This is a genomic window from Mesorhizobium sp. M7A.F.Ca.CA.002.15.2.1 (assembly GCF_003998715.1).
Lineage (GTDB): Bacteria > Pseudomonadota > Alphaproteobacteria > Rhizobiales > Rhizobiaceae > Mesorhizobium > Mesorhizobium ciceri.
In genome coordinates this window covers 1-4,753 of the sequence record NZ_RZPI01000453.1, presented here as the reverse complement: position 1 = coordinate 4,753, position 4,753 = coordinate 1, and the positions used below count along the sequence as shown (strand labels likewise).

The 4,753-nt window shown below is 63.7% G+C and carries 6 protein-coding genes; all 6 read right to left on the bottom strand.

The genetic code is table 11. The features are described from left to right. On the bottom strand, positions 1-433 hold a 433-nt coding region (locus tag ENZ74_RS22435; protein ID WP_164761137.1), incomplete at its 3' end, for an ABC transporter ATP-binding protein. After that, entirely contained in the window at positions 433-1,221 is a 789-nt protein-coding gene (locus ENZ74_RS22430; RefSeq protein WP_063168550.1) for an ABC transporter permease, read from the bottom strand. The genes ENZ74_RS22435 and ENZ74_RS22430, both read right to left, overlap by 1 nt. Next, a complete protein-coding gene (locus tag ENZ74_RS22425; protein WP_013530806.1) occupies positions 1,221-2,084 on the bottom strand; it encodes an ABC transporter permease in 864 nt (287 codons plus the stop codon). The genes ENZ74_RS22430 and ENZ74_RS22425 overlap by 1 nt, the downstream gene beginning before the upstream one ends. 64 nt (positions 2,085-2,148) lie before the next feature. Then, on the bottom strand, positions 2,149-3,210 hold the full coding sequence (locus ENZ74_RS22420; RefSeq protein WP_013530805.1) for an ABC transporter substrate-binding protein: 1,062 nt from the start codon (positions 3,208-3,210) through the stop codon (positions 2,149-2,151). A 57-nt stretch (positions 3,211-3,267) separates the two neighbouring features. Further along, positions 3,268-4,239: a PfkB family carbohydrate kinase gene (locus tag ENZ74_RS22415; protein ID WP_063168551.1), complete on the bottom strand. Its 972-nt coding sequence runs from the start codon at positions 4,237-4,239 to the stop codon at positions 3,268-3,270. Further along, the coding region (locus ENZ74_RS22410) for an ADP-ribosylglycohydrolase family protein (protein WP_206522308.1) at positions 4,236-4,753 on the bottom strand (518 nt) is incomplete at its 5' end. The genes ENZ74_RS22415 and ENZ74_RS22410, both read right to left, overlap by 4 nt.

Below are 4,753 nucleotides of genomic sequence, written 5' to 3'. Positions count from 1 at the left end.
GTGCAGCTCGGCAAGCTTGGTGCCCGCCGGAGAGTTGGTGCGGCCGGCGGCCACCAAGCTTGCCGAGCTGCACCAGATCGAGCGCGCGCTGCACCTCCGTTGCAATCACCGCCTTGGCCTCGCCGCGCACCGACAGGCCGAAGGCGACATTGTCGGCGACGCTCATATTGGGAAACAGCGCATAGTTCTGGAACACCATGCCGATGCGCCGCTTTTCGACCGGCACCCGCTCGACGCTCTCGCCGCCGATGGTGATGCGGCCCGAATCGGGAAAATCGAAACCGGCAATCTGGCGCAGCAGCGTGGTCTTGCCGCTGCCCGACGGCCCCAGCAGCGCATAGAACCCGCCATCGGCGAAATCGATGGAGACATTGTCCAGCGCCTTGTGTGCGCCGAAACTGCGCGAGACATCAGATACCTGCACGCCGGCCATTATTTCTCTCCGCCGAATTTGAAGAACCGCGCCGTGAGCAGCATCAGCGCCATCGACACGACAATGATGATCGTCGAGACCGCATTGATCTCGGGCGTGAATCCTTTGCGGATCGCGGCGTAGATTTCCACCGGCAGCGTCGTCTGCCCAGGCGTCGCCAGGAAATAGGACACCACGAACTGGTCGAACGACACTGCAAACGCAAACAGCCCTCCGGCAATAACGCCTGGCATGATCCAAGGCAGCGTGACGCGCCTCGTTACCTGCCACTGGTTGGCGCCGAGCGAGCGTGCCGCCTCTTCCAGCTCCGGCGCGAAGGTCTGCAGCCGGGCCGAGACGACGACGATGACATAGGGCAGCGCCAGTGCGACATGGCCAAGCAGGATCGCATGCAGCCCGCGACCGATGCCGACGCCGAAAAAGAAGATCAGCATCGCCGTGCCGGTGATCAGCCACGGAATGGCGATCGGCGGAAACAACAGCGCCTGCAGGAATTTCTTGCCGCGAAACTCATAGCGATAGAGCGCCAGCGATGCCGCCGAGCCGAGCACGACACAGATGACGGTGGTGATGACGGCGATCTCGACGCTGTTCCAGGTGGCGGCGATCAGCTGGTCGTTCTGCCACAGCGAAGCGTACCATTCGGTCGTCCATTCGAACGGCAATTGGTAGAAGGGCGAGACGTTGAACGACATCAGCGCCATGATGATGATCGGCAGATAGAGGAGGGCGAGCAGCAGACCGATGTAGAAGCGGCCAAGCCATTCGAGGACGCGGGTCGTCGCCATCACGCGGCCCTCCGCAGCACCGGCGACGCCACCGCCAGGATGACCAGCACCACGGCCAGCAGGATGAAGGAAAGCGCGGCACCGAGCGGCCAGTTGAACACGGCGACGAACTGGTCCTCGATGACCGTGCCGTAGAAGGTGCCGGTGCGACCGCCGAGGATGCGCGGCTCCATGAACGAGCCGACGACGGGGACGAAGATCAGGGCCGCACCCGCGACCAATCCGGGCATCGACAGCGGGATGATCACCCGCTTCAGCACCTGTAGCCGTGAAGCGCCAAGCGAACGCCCGGCCTCAATCAGGGAGTCATCGATCGCCTGCAGCGTGAGATAGCAGGTCAGCACCATGTAAGGCACGTAGGAATGCACCAGCCCGATGATGACGGCTGGATAGGAATACATCAGGTCGATGTTGATCTTGAACGGCAGCACGGCGTTGAGCGCGGTGTCGAGAATGCCGCCCTCGCGCAAAACCATCGCCCAGGAAAAGATGCGCACCAGCCCGTTCGACCAGAACGGCAAGATGACGAGCAGGAAGATCGCCTCGCGGCTGCGCCCCTTCAGCACTTTGGCGAGCACGTAAGCGGCGGGATAGCCGATGACGACGCACCACAGCGTCACTTCGAGGCCAAGCCGCAGTGAGGCCAGCAGCAGTGTCAGATAGAGGCTTTGCGAGAAGAAGGTGGCATAGTTGCCAAGGGTGAATGTCCACGGCTTTCCCGACAGCGGCAGCTCGGTCATGAACGAGAAAAAGACCATGGCCGAGAGCGGCAGGAAGATCGCCACCGTCAGCCAGAGATAGGCTGGCGCCAGCAGCGGCAATGCCGATCTCAGCCCGCTTCGCGACGCTGTCGCAGCTGCCATGATACCCTCCCCCAGGATTGAAACGCCAGCCGGCGCGAACCGCCGGCTGGCCGGGATGTTGGCTCTATTTCACGTCGACCTTCAACTGCTGCCACAGCGCCAGATAGGCTTCGCGCTGGGCATCGGTGATCGGCGCCTGGAACTGGATGCGTTTGGCCACCTCGGGGTCGCCCATGACCTTGCGGTTGAAGGCATCCTCGGGCAGCGCTTCCACCGCCTTGGTGTTGGCGGAGACAGGAGCACCGACCTTGGTGACCCATTCGACGTAGAATTTCGGGTCGATCATGTAGTTGATGAAAGCCTCGGCGCCGGCGACGTTCTTGGCGCCGACCGGAATGGAAAACGCGTCGAGCCAGGCGACGGCACCCTCCTGCGGCACGACCAGAGAGACCGGCAATTTGAAATGCGTCTTGGCGCGATCGGCCGAGCCGCTCCAGTAGGTGCCGATGTCGATCTGGTTGGAGGCGACCATCTGGTTCCAGTCGTTCTCCGAACTCCAGAAGGTCTTGATCTGCGGCATCAACGAGGTGAGCTTCGCCTTGACCGCATCCATATCCTTGATGTCGTTGATGTTCTGGCCCGTTGCGATGGCGCCGAACTGCACCGCTTCGACGGCATCGTCGCGAATGACGACGCGGCCCTTATGGGCGGCATCCCACATCTCGGCGATGCTCGTCGGCGGCTTGTCGAAGGATTTGTCGTTAATGGCGAGCGCGGTGAGGCCCCACACCCACGGCACGCCATAGACCTTGCCGTCATGGACGAGCATCGGCGATCCCGCCTTGTCCTTGCTGATGTCGGCGTAGTTCGGCAATTTGGAGACGTCGATCGGCTGGATCAGTTTGCCGTCCATCGCCTGGTCGTTGAAGGCGGCATTGATCATGACCACGTCGTAGAGGCCGGGATTGGTCCGGATCTTGGTCAGCATTTCCTGTTCGGAATTGAAGAAGTCGTTGACGACCTTGTTGCCGGTCGCTTTTTCGAAAGCCTCCACCGCCCATGGTTCGTCGGCGCCGTATCCCTTCCAGTTGAGCACATGCACTTCGTCAGCCTTGGCAGCGAACGCGAGTGCGGAGGTAAAGACGGCGGTCGCCGTCAGCAGAGCAGTCAAGTCAGGCATGCGCATGGTTGGTTCCTCTCTGTGGGTTTGCCCGGTTCCCGGGCTTGTCAGGCTTTCCAGCTGTTATGCATTGGCCTTCTGTGTCCGGCCTGCTCCCGACGGGTCGGCGGCATGGCTCAGGAATGTCTGGATTTGGTGGTCGGTCGGCGCCGACGAGCCGCCATGGCGGGTGACCGATATGGCCGCTGCCGCATTGGCATAGCGCGCTGCCTCGAAGGGCGGGATGCCGTGCGCCAGCGCGCTGACGAAAGCACCGATATGGGTGTCGCCGGCGCCATTGGTGTCGATGGCGGTGACTTTGAAGCCGGCAACGGTCTGCGCCGTGCCGTCGGCCAACCTGATATGGCAACCCTTTGCCCCGGAGCGGATGACCACGCCCGCTGCTTTCGGGCAGTGGTCGCCCAGCAGCCGTACCGCGAGGCCCTCGACATCGCCTGGGCCGGCAATCTCGGCGGCTTCCGTCGTGTTGCAGCTCAGCCATGTGGTGCGGGCAAGCACCCGCGACAGGATGGGACGCGGAATGTCCGTGATGACCGGCGTCGGGTCGAAGACGAAGGGAATACCTGCCGGCAGCGCCTCGATCCAATCAGTGAGCGCATCGCGACTCTTAGGGTAGCTCAGCGTGTAGCCGGAGGTGAACACCCAGTCTCCCGGCGCCACCGCGACCGGCGCCATCATGTCGAGGCTGAGAACGCTCTCCGCACCAGGCCACGACACGAAGGTGCGTTCGGCGTCGCTCGAGATCATGGCGACGCAGTTGCCGCTGTCCATCACGGGCGATGGCGGCGTCAGTGTCTCGATACCCTCGGCTATGAAAGCAGCGCGCAGGAAATCGCCATTGGGCCCGCTGCCGAGTTGGCCGCCGAACACCACCTGCCTGCCGGTGCGGCTGGCCGCCACCATCATGTTGAAGCCACCGCCGGCGACCTGGGCAAAGCTCGATGCCGTCTTTTCCATGCCGGGCGCCGGCAGGGCGTCGATGCGGTAGACATAGTCGACCACGGCACTGCCGACATGGACGAGACGGCCGCTCATTCCGCCGCGTCCTTGCCGGAACCGATTTTCGCCATCCTTGCTGCCACGAGATCGGCGGCGAGCGCGCGAACCTCCGACATGTCGAGGCCGACAAGCCGGGCGATATGCTGTTGCGGCAATCGGGAAAAACCGCTGCAGGCGCCGGCCATGCCGGCAGCGATGGCGCCGATCGTATCGGTGTCGCCGCCGAGATTGGCGCTGATGACGGCTGCTTGCCATGGGTCGCCACGCGCGACTTCCAGCACGGCGAAGGCCGCCGGAACGGATTCCTGGCTGGCGACGCCGGTGCCAACCAGATCGGTGATCAGCCGGATCGCATCCCTGATCGCCTTGCCGTGTACGATGTCTTGCGCCCAGACGATGCGCGCGGCGATGTCGCCGCCGGTCACCCAATGTCCGAGTGTCGCCCCTCGCCTCGCCGCCGCGACCGCGCTGGCGGAAGCGTCGCGCCAGCCACCGCCGGCGACGCCGCGGCTGACGGCTGCCGCAACGGCAGCGGCGGAGGCGCTGGCAA

Excerpts from the sequence above, each read along its gene's own strand:
- ENZ74_RS22430 (WP_063168550.1), bottom strand. The coding sequence starts at position 1,221 with ATGGCGACGACCCGCGTCCTCGAATGGCTTGGCCGCTTCTACATCGGT.
- ENZ74_RS22425 (WP_013530806.1), bottom strand. The coding sequence starts at position 2,084 with ATGGCAGCTGCGACAGCGTCGCGAAGCGGGCTGAGATCGGCATTGCCG.
- ENZ74_RS22420 (WP_013530805.1), bottom strand. The coding sequence starts at position 3,210 with ATGCGCATGCCTGACTTGACTGCTCTGCTGACGGCGACCGCCGTCTTT.
- ENZ74_RS22415 (WP_063168551.1), bottom strand. The coding sequence starts at position 4,239 with ATGAGCGGCCGTCTCGTCCATGTCGGCAGTGCCGTGGTCGACTATGTC.